Origin of the sequence: Catenuloplanes niger (assembly GCF_031458255.1) — a bacterium.
GTDB lineage: Bacteria > Actinomycetota > Actinomycetes > Mycobacteriales > Micromonosporaceae > Catenuloplanes > Catenuloplanes niger.
Window position 1 is genome coordinate 3,435,051 of sequence record NZ_JAVDYC010000001.1, and the last position, 12,032, is coordinate 3,447,082.

The 12,032-nt window shown below is 73.6% G+C and carries 10 protein-coding genes; 9 read left to right on the top strand and 1 reads right to left on the bottom strand.

Annotated features, from left to right (window positions below; translation table 11 throughout):
* Positions 1-260: 260 nt before the first annotated feature.
* From J2S44_RS14940 to J2S44_RS14970, 7 genes are read left to right on the top strand one after another with little or no spacing between them, the layout of a single operon-like run.
* The gene (locus tag J2S44_RS14940) at positions 261-1,994 is read left to right on the top strand and encodes a polysaccharide biosynthesis tyrosine autokinase (RefSeq protein WP_310413633.1); all 1,734 of its coding nucleotides are present in this window, start codon (positions 261-263) and stop codon (positions 1,992-1,994) included.
* The gene (locus J2S44_RS14945) at positions 1,991-3,364 is read left to right on the top strand and encodes a hypothetical protein (protein WP_310413636.1); all 1,374 of its coding nucleotides are present in this window, start codon (positions 1,991-1,993) and stop codon (positions 3,362-3,364) included. Before J2S44_RS14940 ends, J2S44_RS14945 begins: the two co-directional genes overlap by 4 nt.
* Positions 3,361-4,587: a hypothetical protein gene (locus J2S44_RS14950; RefSeq protein ID WP_310413639.1), complete on the top strand. Its 1,227-nt coding sequence runs from the start codon at positions 3,361-3,363 to the stop codon at positions 4,585-4,587. The genes J2S44_RS14945 and J2S44_RS14950 overlap by 4 nt, the downstream gene beginning before the upstream one ends.
* Positions 4,584-5,459 carry a sulfotransferase domain-containing protein gene (locus J2S44_RS14955; protein WP_310413642.1) on the top strand — a complete coding sequence of 292 codons (876 nt, stop codon included), beginning with the start codon at positions 4,584-4,586 and terminating at the stop codon, positions 5,457-5,459. The genes J2S44_RS14950 and J2S44_RS14955 overlap by 4 nt, the downstream gene beginning before the upstream one ends.
* On the top strand, positions 5,459-7,087 hold the full coding sequence (locus tag J2S44_RS14960) for a lipopolysaccharide biosynthesis protein (protein WP_310413645.1): 1,629 nt from the start codon (positions 5,459-5,461) through the stop codon (positions 7,085-7,087). The genes J2S44_RS14955 and J2S44_RS14960 overlap by 1 nt, the downstream gene beginning before the upstream one ends.
* A 35-nt stretch (positions 7,088-7,122) precedes the next feature.
* Positions 7,123-7,863: a class I SAM-dependent methyltransferase gene (locus J2S44_RS14965; RefSeq protein ID WP_310413648.1), complete on the top strand. Its 741-nt coding sequence runs from the start codon at positions 7,123-7,125 to the stop codon at positions 7,861-7,863.
* Entirely contained in the window at positions 7,860-8,891 is a 1,032-nt protein-coding gene (locus J2S44_RS14970; RefSeq protein ID WP_310413651.1) for a glycoside hydrolase family 26 protein, read from the top strand. Before J2S44_RS14965 ends, J2S44_RS14970 begins: the two co-directional genes overlap by 4 nt.
* A gap of 448 nt (positions 8,892-9,339) precedes the next feature.
* Here the strand turns inward: J2S44_RS14970 and J2S44_RS14975 are convergent, their stop codons facing one another.
* On the bottom strand, positions 9,340-10,104 hold the full coding sequence (locus J2S44_RS14975; protein WP_310413655.1) for a WecB/TagA/CpsF family glycosyltransferase: 765 nt from the start codon (positions 10,102-10,104) through the stop codon (positions 9,340-9,342).
* 61 nt (positions 10,105-10,165) lie between these two features.
* Here J2S44_RS14975 and J2S44_RS14980 point away from each other — a divergent pair, with 61 nt between their 5' ends.
* Entirely contained in the window at positions 10,166-11,113 is a 948-nt protein-coding gene (locus J2S44_RS14980; RefSeq protein ID WP_310413657.1) for a sulfotransferase family protein, read from the top strand.
* On the top strand, positions 11,110-12,030 hold the full coding sequence (locus J2S44_RS14985) for a glycosyltransferase family A protein (RefSeq protein WP_307240826.1): 921 nt from the start codon (positions 11,110-11,112) through the stop codon (positions 12,028-12,030). The genes J2S44_RS14980 and J2S44_RS14985 overlap by 4 nt, the downstream gene beginning before the upstream one ends.
* Positions 12,031-12,032 lie beyond the last annotated feature (2 nt).

A 12,032-nucleotide genomic window follows, 5' to 3' on the forward strand; every position in this document is an offset into this window, starting at 1 on the left:
GGGACCTGGTGATCGAGGCGCCGGTCGAGTCGTCGGGGGACGACGCGGCCGGCGCCTCCGTCGTCGCGGGCCCCGATCGGGTCGGTGGGCCGCCGATAGTTACGTAGCCGAGGGCCGGGCGTTGAACCCGTGGGGGCGATTCGCCGCTCTCGGCCGCTTCATGGTGTTCGTCCCGGCGGCCCCGCCTTCGACCGTACGGTCGGCACCCCGTGGAAAGGGCCGCCACACCCATGGACGCGTCTCCTCCGCCGTCCCACGACATGTCCCACTATTTCGGGATACTACGGCGGCACTGGTGGGTACTGGCGGGCCTGGCGCTGCTAGGGCTCGGCATCGCGGCCGGCGTGACCGCGCGGATGCCGAAGACCTACGAGTCGGCGACCAGCGTGCTGGTCACCCCGGCCGGCCAGGACACCAACGTCTCCGGCGGCCGGACCAAGGGTGAGGTCAACCTCGACACTGAGGCGCAGCTGGTGCGCTCCACCGCGGTCGCGGCCGGCGCGGCCGAGCTGTTGCGCAGCCCGCTGGCCCCGGACGACCTGGCGAAGAGCCTTCGCGTCGAGGTGCCCGCGAACACGTCCGTGCTGGTCATCACGTACGCCGCGACCGAGCCCGCGGCCGCGCAGGCCGGCTCGCACGCGTTCGCCGAGGCGTACCTGCGCAACCGGGAGCGGACCGCCACCGCCAGCACCGAGGCCGCGATCAAGGCGCTCTCCGACAAGACCAAGCAGCTCAGCACCACGCTCACCGAGGTCAACAACCAGCTGGCCCGGGTGGACCGGGAGAGCCCGCAGCGGCCCAACCTGGAGAGCCAGCGGCAGACCACGCAGAACCAGCTGAACTCGCTGAACGGCAAGCTGAACGAGCTCACCACGACCACGGTCAGCGTCGGCTCGATCATCAGCGACGCGCGGCTGCCGTCCATGCCGAGCAGCCCGAACACCATGCTCAACCTGGCCACCGGCGGCATGATCGGGCTGCTGCTCGGCCTGCTGGCCGCGACGCTGTGGGAGCGCCTGGACCGGCGGGTGCGGTCCGCGGCCGACGTCTCCGGCGCCGGCGTGCCCGTGCTGGCCACGCTCAACGGCCGCAGCGCGCCCCGGTTCGACGACGTGCTCCAGCCGTACGGCCCGGGCGGCCGCACGTTCAACCGGCTGCGCAACGAGGTGCTGGCCAGCCTCGGCCGGGACGACCAGATCGTGGTGGTCACCGGCGCCAGCCGCGGGTCGGCCACCACGCTGGTCGCGGCGAACCTGGCGACCGCGCTGGCCCGGACCGGCAGCGAGGTGGTGCTGATCGGCGCGCACCTGCCGGAGAGCATGGTGGAGATCGCGCCGATCGCCCGGATCTTCGGCATCGCGGCCAAGCCCGGCCTCTCCGAGGTGCTGGCCGGGCGGGCGCCGCTGGCCGACGCGGTCCAGCAGGCGCCGCGGGTGCCGTCGCTGCGCGTGGTCACCACCGGTGGCACCGCGGCCGCGGGCGGCCTGATGCAGTCGCAGGCACTCTCCGACATGCTCGGCACGCTGCGCCGGCAGGCCGCGTACGTGGTGATCGAGGCGCCGTCCACGTCCAGCAGCGCGGACGCGCAGAGCCTGGCCAGTCTGGCGGACGCGGCGATCCTCTCGGTGGAGACGCGGCGGGCGCGCCGGCCGGAGGTGGCGGACGCGGCCGAACAGCTGCGCCGGGTGGGCACGCCGCTGCTCGGCGCCGTGGTGCTGCCGCGCATCGAGCCGAAGGCGGCCGAGGAACTGCCGCCGCCGAGGCCGACGCTCGCGCCGCCGCAGCCGAAGAAGCCGACCAGCCGCACGTACGGGTCGGAGGCCGCGAAGAAGCCGAGCCCGACCGCGGCCGGCGCGGCCAAGGACAAGCCGGAGCCGAAGATGCCCGGCTGGCTGGGCGAGTCCGAGGCGGAGACCCGGGTCATCGACATCTCCGCGGTGGCGGCGGCGACCCGGGAGGACAAGCGCCCGGACCGCGACGGACCGGGCCGGTGACCTCCGCCCACCTCACGGAGCGCACGTCGGCGGCGCGCCCCGGCCACGCGATCCCGAGTCGCCGGAGGACCGAGCAGGCCGGGTTCGATCTTCCCGCGTGGCCGGTCGCGGGTCTGTTGCTGCTCTATCCGCTGTGGTGGGCGCTCGGGCTGGGCGTGCTGATCTTCCCGATCCTGGCCGTGCCGATGGTGGTGCTGCTGATCCGCGGTGCCGCCCGCGGCCGCCCGGTCCGGATGCCACCGGGTTTCGCCTGGTGGCTGCTGTTTCTCACGGTCGTGGTGGTCAGCATCGGCGCGCTCGGCGCGGACCCGGCCGGCACGGTGCCGGAGCGGGCGGGCGCGCGGATCGTCGGCGTCGCGTTCCGGCTCGCGCAGTACGCGTCGCTGACCGTGCTGCTGGTCTACGCCGGCAATCTCACCGAGCGCGAGCTCCCCCGCCGCCGGCTGGTCGGGCTGCTCGGCTGGCTGTTCGTGGTGACCGTGGCCGGCGGGCTGCTGGGCGTGTTCGCCGGCCACTTCGCGTTCACGTCGCCGGTCGAGATGGTGCTGCCGGCCGGCGTCCGCAACAAGGGTTTCGTGCAGTCGATGGTGCACCCGTACGCCGCGCAGATCATGGACGTGGTCGGCGAGAGCCGCCCGCGCCCGGCCGCGCCGTGGGGCTACACGAACACCTGGGGCAACAACTTTTGCCTGCTAGTCGGATTTTTCGTAGTTTCTAGTGCCAAACACCGATTGCTCGCCGTGCTCTGCCTGCTGGTCGCGCTGGTCCCGGTGGTGGAGTCGCTCAACCGTGGACTGTGGATCGGGCTGGGCGTCTCCGTGCTCTACGTGGCGCTGCGGTCCGGCCGGATCGCGCTGCTGCTCGGCGTGCTCGCGGCCGGCGCGCTGCTGGTGCTGGTCGTCCTGGTCAGCCCGCTCGGCGGCACGGTCACCGCGCGGCTGGACAACGGCAAGTCGGACGGCGTCCGCTCGTTCCTGGTCGGGCGCGCGCTGGACGGCGTGGTCCACTCCCCGGTGATCGGCTACGGCTCCACCCGCACCACGATCGGCGGCCGCAACTCGATCGCGGTCGGCGAGAGCTCCGGGTGCGAGCGGTGCGGCAACTTCACGGTCGGCGGCAACGGCCAGCTCTGGCAGCTGCTCTACGCGCACGGCCTGACCGGGACGATCGCCTACTTCGGCTTCTTCGTGCACGGGCTGTGGCGGTTCCGCCGCGACCGCAGCCCCACCGGCCTGGCCGCGAGCTGCGCGATCGTCGCGTCGTTCGTGGCCACGCTCTGGTACAACGCGCTGGTCACCCCTCTGGCGTTCCTGTTCCTCGCCTACGCGCTGCTGTGGCGGAACCAATCATCCGAGGGAGACCCCACGTGACGGTCAAAACCGCGCCGGTACGCCTGACGGCGGACGACGCCGCGCTGCGGGCACAGTACCTGGACGAGGTGCTGAGCGTGCTCTACCCGCCGCCCATGTTCACCACGAACGGGCCGGGCTCGATCGAGTTCGTGGTGGTCCCCGACCGCGCCCGCGCCCGCCTGCTGGTCCCGGCCAGCCCCCGCCGGATCGCCGCCGCCGCGGTCCGCCGCTACGCCGAGCCGCAGTCCCGCGGCGCCAAGCTCAAGCGCGAGGCGGTGGTCGCGGCGCTGCAGACCGGCGCGGCCGGCCTGCTGATGCGCGACCGGGTCCGGATCGACGGGCCGCGCGACGCCTCGATCGACGCGTACCTGGAGCGCGTGCTCGGCAAGCGCACCGCGCTGAGCGTCCACATCGGGCCGGCGCGGGCCAACCGCAAGCCGGTCCTCCAGCTCATCGACGACGCGGGCACCACCTGCGGTTTCGTCAAGCTCGGCACCGGGCCGCTGACCCGCGAGCTGGTCGAGGCGGAGACGGCCGCGCTGCGGACGCTGGACGGCGCGCCGCTGCCGCACCTGACCGTGCCGCAGGTGCTGCACGCCGGGCGGTGGGGCGCGCACCAGGTGCTGATCCAGTCCGCGCTGCCGGTGTGGCGGCCGCGTGCGTCGCTGTCGCCGCGCCGGCTCGCCGCCGCGATGCGGGACGTGGCCGGCTGCCTCGGCTACACCTACGGCCCGCTCACCTCCAGCCCGTACTGGAAGAGCCTGACCGACCGGCTGGCCGAGGTGGCGGACCGGGAGGAGGGCGCGCAGCTCGGGCGCGCGGCCCGGCTGCTGGCGGACCGGGCCGGGCAGATCAGCCTGCGGTACGGCGCCTGGCACGGCGACTGGGCACCGTGGAACATGGCCGCGCTGGACGACACGGTCCTGCTCTGGGACTGGGAGCGGTTCACGCCCGGCGTGCCGGCCGGGTTCGACGCGATCCACCACGAGTTGCAGCGCCGCGTGCAGTCCGACCCGGACGCGACCGGCGCGCTGGAAGCGACCATGCAGCGCGCCGGTGAGCTGCTGCACCCGTTCGAGGTGGCGCCCGGCGCGCGCGAGCTGACCGCGCTGCTCTACCTGGTCGACCTGGCCGTCCGCTACCTGATCGACCGGCAGGCCGAGGCCGGTGCGCGGCTCGGCGTCCTGGGCAGCTGGCTGCTGCCGGTTCTCATCCGTCGTGTGGAGGGCAATCGGAAATGATCACTTCGTCGCGGGTGCCGGGTGCGGTCAAGCACATCGTGCACCTCGGGTCCCGGTCGTACGGGCGGCTCACCGCGGGCTCGCGCATGCTGCCGTCATTCCTGATCGCGGGTGGGCAGCGGTGCGGGACCACGTCGCTCTACCGTGCGCTGGCCGCACATCCCGTGGTGCTCAAGGCGGTGCTGCACAAGGGCGTGCACTACTTCGACACGTCGTACGGCCGGGGGCTCGACTGGTACCGCGGGCACTTCCCCCGGCAGAGCACCGGGCACCGGATCGGCGAGCGGCACGGCGCGCCGGCGCAGACGTTCGAGTCCAGCCCGTACTACCTCTACCACCCGCAGGCCGCGGCCCGGATCGCCCGGGACCTGCCGGACGTCCGGCTGATCGCGCTGGTCCGTGATCCGGTCGAGCGCGCGTACTCGCAGCACGCGCACGAGGTGGCGCGCGGCTTCGAGAAGGAGCCGTCGTTCGCGCGGGCGCTGGCGCTGGAACCGGCCCGGCTGCACCGGCAGGAGGAGCGGCTGGCCGCGGACCCGAACTACTACTCGTTCTCGCACCAGCACCACGCCTACCGGGCGCGTGGCGAGTACGCCCGCTACCTGGACATGGTCGCCGAGCACATCCCGCGCGAGCGGATCCTGGTGATCGAGAGCGAGCGGTTCTTCGCCGAGCCGGAGACGGTCTACGACCGGGTGCTCAACTTCCTGGAGCTGCCGCACCTGGCCCGGCCCGCGTTCGAGAAGCACAACGCGCGCCCGCGCGGCACCGCGATGGACGACGCCGTGCGCGCGGACCTGACCGCGCACTTCGCCCCGCACGACCGCGCGCTGACCGCCTGGCTCGGGCACACCCCGGTCTGGCGCGCCTGATGGGGGCGCCGACGCGCGCCCTGCCCCGCACCGTCGACCACTCCATCTGCGGCAGCGTTCCGGGCATGCTGTGCGCGCACGCGCCGGCACCGCCGAAGCCCACGCCGAACGTCGGCGGCGCCGCCCGGGGCGGCCTGGCGAACCTGATCGGCGTCGGCTTCACCGGGCTCACCGGCCTGGCCGTGACCTGGCTGGTCGCGCGCGGGCTGGGCACCGACCACGCGGGCGCGTTCTTCGCCGCGACCGCGCTGTTCGCGCTGGCCACCGGCCTGGCCCGGCTCGGCACGCAGACCTCGCTGGTCTACTGGCCGGCCCGGCTGCGCGCCCGGGGCAACGCGAACCTGCTCGGCGAGTGCCTGCGCACCGGGCTGACGCCGGTCGGCGCGGTCGCGCTGGTGATGGCCGCGCTGCTGTGGGCGGGCGCGCCCACGCTGGCCGGGCTGACCGCGCCGGACGCCGCCCCCGGTGTGGTGGCCGACCACGCCGGGCAGCTGCGCATGCTGGCGGTGTTCCTGCCGCTGGCCGCGATCGCGGACGCGGTGCTCACCGCGACCCGCGGATACCGCATGCTCCGGCCCACGATCATGCTGGAGCGCATCGTCCGGCCCGGCCTGCAGCTGGCCGGCATCGGCGGGCTCGCGCTGGCCGCGGCCTGGGTCGCGCTGTCACCGCACTGGTACGCGCTGGCCTGGGCCGGCCCGTACCTGCCGGTCGCGCTGCTCGGCGCGTACGCGCTGCGCCGCGTCTACCTGTCCGGCCCGGCGCCGGCGGAGGCGCCGACCTCGCGCGCCCGCCGGCTGCTGCGCCGGCGCTTCTGGCGTTTCACCGGCCCGCGCGCGGTCGCCAGCGTCGCCCAGCTCGCGCTGCAGCGCCTGGACGTGCTGCTGGTCGCCGCGTTCGGCGGGCTGGCCGCGGCCGCGCTCTACGCGGTGGCCGGGCGGTTCGTGGTGCTCGGCCAGTTCGCCAACCAGGGCATCGGGCAGGCGGTGCAGCCCCGGCTGGCGGAGGCGCTGGCCACCGGCGACCGGGACCGGGCGAACGCGCTCTACCAGGCCGCGACCGGCTGGCTGGTGCTCGCGGCCTGGCCGCTCTACCTGCTGGTGATCACGTTCGCGCCGGTCTACCTGGGCGCGTTCGGCGCGGACTACCGCGACGGCGGCGCGATCGTGGTGGTGCTGGGCAGCGCGATGCTCTTCTCCACCGGCTGCGGCATGGTGGACTCGGTGCTGACCATGGCCGGGCGCACCACCTGGAACCTGTGGAACGTGCTGCTCGCGCTGGTCGTGACGGTCGCGCTGGACCTGTTGCTGATCCCGTCGATGGGCGCGCTGGGCGCGGCGATCGGGCTCGCGGTGGCCGTGCTGATCAACAACCTGGTGCCGTTGCTGCAGGTCGGTCTGGTGCTGGGGCTGCACCCGTTCGGCCGGGGCACGATGGCGGCGGGCGCGCTCGCGCTCGGATGTTTCGGTGGCGTGGCCGCGCTGGCGGTGCGGACGCTCGGCCCCACGCTGCCGGGCCTGCTGGCCGCGCTCGCCGGCGGCGGCGCGCTCTACGCGCTCGGCATCCTCCGGCTGCGGGCGCTGCTCGCCCTCGACGACTTCATCCGGCTCCGCGGGTCCCGTCCCTGATCCCGACGCGGCACACATCAACAGGAGGATTTCTCGTGACACATTATGCCTCGGTGTTCCAGAACCCGGACGCGGTCGAGAAGTACGAGACCGTCACGTACGCGCCGGACAGCTACGGCTCAGCGATCAACGAGCGGCAGCGCGCGTACCTCCGGGATCTGATCAAGCGATCGTTCCCGGTGCGGCGCCCGGTGCAGCACGACTTCGCCTGCGGGACCGGCCGGGCGATCCGGCTGCTGCACGGCGCGGTGCGCGGCGCACACGGCTACGACACGTCCGCGGAGATGCTGGCGAAGGCGGCCGAGGTGGGCACGGCCGCGCGACTGCACCGGATCGCGGAGGACGGCCCGGTCCCGGCGCCCGCGCACGAGGAGGGCCCGGTGCTGGTCACGTCGTTCCGGCTGCTGCTCAACGTGGACGAGTCGGTCCGGGACCGGCTGGTCGGCTTCGCCGCGCAGGCGCTGCCGGACCGGGAGTCCGGACTGCTGGTGGTGGAGAACCACGGCAACCGGCACTCGCTGCGGCACCTGGCCGCGCGCCGCCGGTCCGGCCGGCGCTGGTTCGCGGAGCTGTCCCACGCCGAGGTCGGCGCGCTGCTCGCCGGCCACGGCTTCGAGATCGTGGAGCGACGCGGTTTCAGCATGTTCCCGCAGTCGGTCTACGCGAAGCGCTGGGCCCGCCCGGCCGCGCGGCTGGTGGACCGGATCGCCGCACGCATCCCGCTGCTGTCCGCGGTGGCGGTGAACGTGCTCTACGTGGCCCGGCGGCACACGTGACCCGCGGGTGGCTCCCGGCGCTGGCGCTGGTGACGTCGCTGGCCGTCGCCGGGTGCACCGGCGGTGACCCGTCGCCCGCGCCACCGCCGCCACCGGACCTTGACGCGCCGCCACCGGCCATCGCGGTGCACCCCGGCCCGTACGACGCCGGCCCGATCTCCGTGCCCGCCTCCGGCGCCTACCTGGGCGCGTGGGTGAAGCCGGCCGTGATCAGCCAGCCGGGGCGCCTGGCGGCGATCGACGGCCTGGAGACGCGGCTCGGGCGGGACCTGGACATCGTGCACACCTACCGCAAGTGGGACGAGAAGTTCGGCACCGAGTCCGACCTGGAGTTCCTGGACGACGGCGCCACGCTGTTGTTCAGCTGGGCGTCCGGTGATACCCGGTCGATCACGTCCGGCGAGCACGACGAGCTCATCCGCGCGCAGGCCCGGCGGGTCGCCGAGGTGGGGCGGCCGGTGCTGATGCGGTTCCGCTGGGAGATGGACCGGCCGAACCTGCGCCCCTCCATGTGGTCCGGCGCGGACTACGTGGCGGCCTGGCGGCACGTGCGGCGGATCTTCGACGCGGAGCGGGCCCGGAACGCGTCCTGGGTGTGGTGCCCGACCTCGGAGGGCTTCGAGAACGGCGAGGCGCCCGCGTTCTACCCCGGCGACGACGTGGTGGACTGGACCTGCGTGGACGTCTACGCGGGTGAGGACTTCCGCTCGCTCGGCGACCTGCTCACGCCGTTCCTGCGCTGGGCCGCCGAGCGGCCGAAACCCATCCTGATCGGTGAGTACGGCGTGGCCGCGGCCTGGGGCTCGGAGCGCCGCGCCGCCTGGCTGCGCGACGCGACCCGCCTGTTCAAGGCGAACCCGCAGATCAAGGGCGTCTGCTACTTCGACTCCAACCCGGACGGCAACCCGCCGGACAAGCAGTTCCAGATCTCCGGGGACGCGCCGGCGTTCGCCGCGTTCACCGAGCTGACCCGCGATCCCTGGTTCAACCAGCCGGCCGGCCCCCGGAAGGCAGGATCAAGGGCGTAGAGACGGATTTCCCTCGTACGGCCCGCATGCTCCCGCGGCCACCGGTCCGAGCCAGTCACCCATGTGGAACCCGACGAAGCCAGCGCTCGGCCGGTGCGAACCCCACCGCCGGCGAGTCGGCGGCCACGCGCAGAAGCGGCTGCCCGTTCCCGCCCGCACGGGCAGCCCTCACGCGAGACCGGCTGCGGTAGATCCCCCGCGGTGCGGAAGCGCCAATGGATCATTGACGGATGCGAAAGAGAGGTCATCATCGGTATTCGATCTACCTTTTGCATCGGTCAATGATCGTCCAGGCGGCACGGGGTGCGGAGAGCGCCGCAGGCACGCACGCGTCACGTCGGCAACATGGCGCACTGGCGTTCATGTAGCGAAATTTCGGGCGTGGAACGCCCGTCAGACGCCTGTTCGGTCTCGGCGGCCGCTGCCGCCGTCGACAGTGGTGCGCCGGTCAACGGACCCGGCCGACCATGGCGCCGAGCAGCAGGCGCATGGCGTAGGGCGCGTCGTGGCCGAGGTAGCGGCGGGCCATCCGGCGTGGCTCGCCGGCCAGCCGGTGCACCCATTCCAGGCCCGTCCGCTGCATCCAGGCCGGGGCGCGGCGCGCGTCACCGGCCACGAAGTTGATCGCGGCGCCGCAGCCGAGGAACCAGGTGAACGGCAGGTAGTCCGCGAGTGCGGAGATCACCCACTCCTGCTTGGGGAAGCCGAGGCCGACGTAGACCAGGTCCGGCTTCGCCTCGACCACCTCGCGGCAGACCGCCTCCAGTTCCGCGGGGCGGCGCTCGAAGCCGTACGCCGGGCTCAGGCACCCGGCGATGCGCAGCCCGGGGCAGGCCACGGCGAGCCTGGACGCGGCGCGCTCGGCACCGTTCGCGCCCTCGTCCGGTTCGCCGCCGATCAGGAACACGGACCGGCCGTCGTCCGCGACGCCGGCGGAGAGCGACCAGATCAGGCTGGACCCGGCGACCCGCTCCGGCACCGGCGTGCGGGCCAGCCGGCTCGCCCAGACCAGCGGCATGCCGTCGGCCACCACCAGGTCCGCGCCGCAGAGCAGGTCGCGGACGGCCGCGGAGTCGCGGGCCTGGCGCAGGATGTCGACGTTCGGCGTGACGATCCGGCCGCCCTCGCCGCGTTCGAGCGCGCGCCGGACGTGCCCGACCACCTGCGACTCGGTCACCGGGTCGAACCCTGTCCCGTCAAGGACGACGCGCACCGCAAGCACTCCCCCACGCTCGATCACTCGTTACTTAACGAAACGACCGAAAGTGGTGAAAGTGGCACGGGTAGTCTTTCTCGGTGGTTTAGGGCGAAGTGGGACAACTCTCGTAGAACGTCTCCTTGGCGAGCTGCCGGGGGTCTGCGCGCTCGGTGAGGTGGTGCACCTCTGGCAGCGCGACCTGCGCGACGACGAACGCTGCGGCTGCGGTGCCCGGTTCTCCGAGTGCGCGTTCTGGCGCGCGATCGGCGAGGCCGCGTTCAACGGCTGGCAGAACGTGGACGTGGACCGGATTCTCGCGCTGCGCGCCACGGTGGAACGCACCCGGTTCATCCCGCGCCTGGCCGCACGCACGCTGCCGCGGGCGCTGCAGGACGCCGTGCTGGAGTACGCCGCGTTCTACACCTCGGTCTACGAGGCGGCGGCGCTGACCGCGGGCGCGGAGGTGGTCGTCGACTCGTCCAAGCACAGCGCGCTCGCGCACTGCCTGCGCTGGTCGCCCGCGCTGGACCTGCGCGTGGTGCACGTGGTCCGGGACCCGCGCGGCGTCGCGTACTCCTGGACGAAGTCGGTCACCCGGCCGGAGACCGACGGCACCGAGGAGATGACGCGCTACTCGGCCGGGCGCTCGGCACTGCTGTGGACCGGGCACAACGCGGCGTTCGGGCTGCTCGCCCGCCGGGGCGTGCCCACGCTCCGGCTGCGGTACGAGCAGCTGCTCGCCGACCCGCGCGCGGAGCTGGTCAGGATCGCCCGGCACGCCGGGCTGCCGCTGCGCGACGAGGACCTGGCCTTCCTCAGCTCCGACGGCCGCGCGGCCGAGCTGCGCACCGGGCACAGCGCGGCCGGCAACCCGATGCGGTTCACGGTCGGCCGGGTGCCGCTGCGCCGGGACGACGCATGGCGCCAGGCCCTTCCCCCGCGGCAGCGCGCGCTGGTCGGCGCCGTGTGCGCGCCGATGCTGCGCGCCTACGGCTACGCAACCCCAGAGAAGGAGATCTCGTGACCAGCTGGCCCACGGTCGGCGTGGTGATCCCGACCCGCAGTCGCCCCGAGCTGGTGCGCAAGGCCGTCGACTCGGTCCGCGCCCAGGACTACCCCGGCAAGATCCGGATCATCGTGGTGTTCGACGGCACCGAGCCGGACTTCTCCCTGGCCGCGCCGGGTGGCCCGCCGGTGCTGATGCTGGCGAACTGGCGTACCCCCGGCCTGGCCGGCACCCGGAACACCGGCATCACCGCGCTGGACACCGAGCTGGTCGCGTTCCTGGACGACGACGATCAGTGGTTGCCGGCGAAGCTGCGCAAGCAGGTCGCGGCGCTGCTCACCGAGCCGCAGGCGGAGTTCGTCACGTGCGGCATGCAGGTGGAGTTCGACGGCCGGCGCAACGCACGGCTGGCCGGTCGCGACCGGGTGACCGTGCAGGAGCTGGCCCGGTCCCGGATGGCGATGCTGCACTCGTCGAGCTTCCTGATCCGGCGCGAGGCGCTGATCGGCAAGCACGGCTTCGGCCTGGTCGCCGAGGACGCGCCGGGCAGCCAGAACGAGGACTGGGACCTGCTGCTGCGCGCGGCCCGGCGGTCGCCGATCGTGCACGTGGACGAGCCGCTGGTCCAGGTGCTCTGGGGGCGCAGCTCGCACTACGCCTACGAGTACGGCACCAAGATCTCGTCGTTGCGCTGGATGATGGCGCGGCACCCGGAGATCGCCGGTTGCGCGCCCGGCGCGGCCCGCGTCTACGGCCAGCTCGCCTGCTGGTCCGCCGCGACCGGCAACCGGCCGGACGCGTGGCGCTGGACGAAGGAGGCGGTCCGGGCGAACTGGCGTGAACCGCGCGCCGCGATCGCGCTGGCCGCGATGACCGGCGCGGTCAAGGTGGAGAACGTGCTGGCCACCCTGCACCGCCACGGCCGGGGTATTTAAAG